The following is a 1,355-nucleotide window of genomic DNA, read 5'->3' on the forward strand; positions in this document are numbered from 1 at the left end:
AACATCTGTGACAACAGGTTTGGTTCTTGTAAGCGGAGAGATCACAACTTCTACGTATGTTGACATTCCGAAAACGGTTCGCCAAACCATTAAAGAAATCGGATACACACGTGCAAAATACGGATTTGATGCGGAAACTTGTGCGGTTTTAACATCAATTGATGAGCAGTCTGCTGATATCGCGATGGGCGTAGACCAAGCGCTTGAAGCCCGTGAAGGCACAATGAGCGACGAAGAAATTGAAGCGATTGGTGCGGGTGACCAAGGATTAATGTTCGGTTATGCGTGCAACGAAACGAAAGAGCTTATGCCTCTTCCAATTTCACTTGCCCATAAATTAGCCCGCCGCCTAAGTGAAGTCCGTAAAGAAGATATTCTTCCGTACCTTCGCCCTGACGGCAAAACACAGGTAACGGTTGAGTACGATGATAATAACAAACCAGTCCGCATTGACGCGATTGTTATTTCAACTCAGCATCATCCTGAAATTACACTTGAGCAAATTCAGCGCAACATTAAAGAACATGTAATCAATCCGGTTGTTCCTGAAGAGCTGATTGATGAAGAAACAAAATATTTCATCAACCCTACAGGACGTTTCGTAATCGGAGGCCCTCAAGGGGATGCAGGACTTACAGGACGCAAAATCATCGTTGATACGTACGGCGGCTATGCACGCCACGGCGGAGGCGCGTTCTCAGGTAAGGACGCGACGAAGGTAGACCGTTCTGCAGCTTATGCGGCAAGATACGTTGCGAAAAACATCGTTGCGGCTGAGCTTGCTGATTCTTGCGAAGTACAGCTTGCTTACGCGATCGGTGTTGCACAGCCTGTGTCAATCTCAATCAACACATTCGGTTCAGGAAAAGCTTCTGAGGAAAAACTGATTGAAGTTGTTCGCAATAACTTTGATTTACGACCTGCCGGCATTATCAAAATGCTTGATTTGCGCCGTCCGATCTACAAACAAACTGCTGCGTACGGCCACTTTGGACGTCACGATGTTGACCTTCCTTGGGAGCGTACAGACAAAGCGGAGCAGCTGCGTAAAGAAGCGTTAGGAGAATAATTTTATAGCCGCTTACTGGTTAAGCGGCTTTCCCTTTTTTATCGTTGTATTCATGTTTATTTTTTTACATAACTGTGAAACCAAATATTATTCACAGCGTCTATAAATAGGGGTTCAATGATGACAATTTTAATTATGGAGGCAATACTATGTGTGGATTTGTCGGGGTTTTTAACAAGCATCCGTTAGCTCAAACCGCTGATCAAGAAGAACTAATCAAACAAATGAACCAAATGATCGTTCACCGCGGTCCTGACAGTGATGGATATTTCCATGATGAGCACGT

2 protein-coding genes are annotated in these 1,355 nt (G+C 44.6%); both read left to right on the top strand.

Annotation, left to right across the window (positions count from 1 at the left end; translation table 11 throughout):
• Positions 1–1,069: methionine adenosyltransferase (gene metK / locus RAC86_RS38720; protein ID WP_377886959.1), on the top strand; the 1,069-nt coding region annotated here is incomplete at its 5' end.
• A 149-nt stretch (positions 1,070–1,218) separates the two neighbouring features.
• Positions 1,219–1,355, top strand: a 137-nt coding sequence (locus tag RAC86_RS38725; RefSeq protein WP_377886961.1) for a hypothetical protein, incomplete at its 3' end; no start/stop codon positions are given.

The sequence above is a fragment of the Bacillus sp. LR_5 genome, from assembly GCF_042709275.1.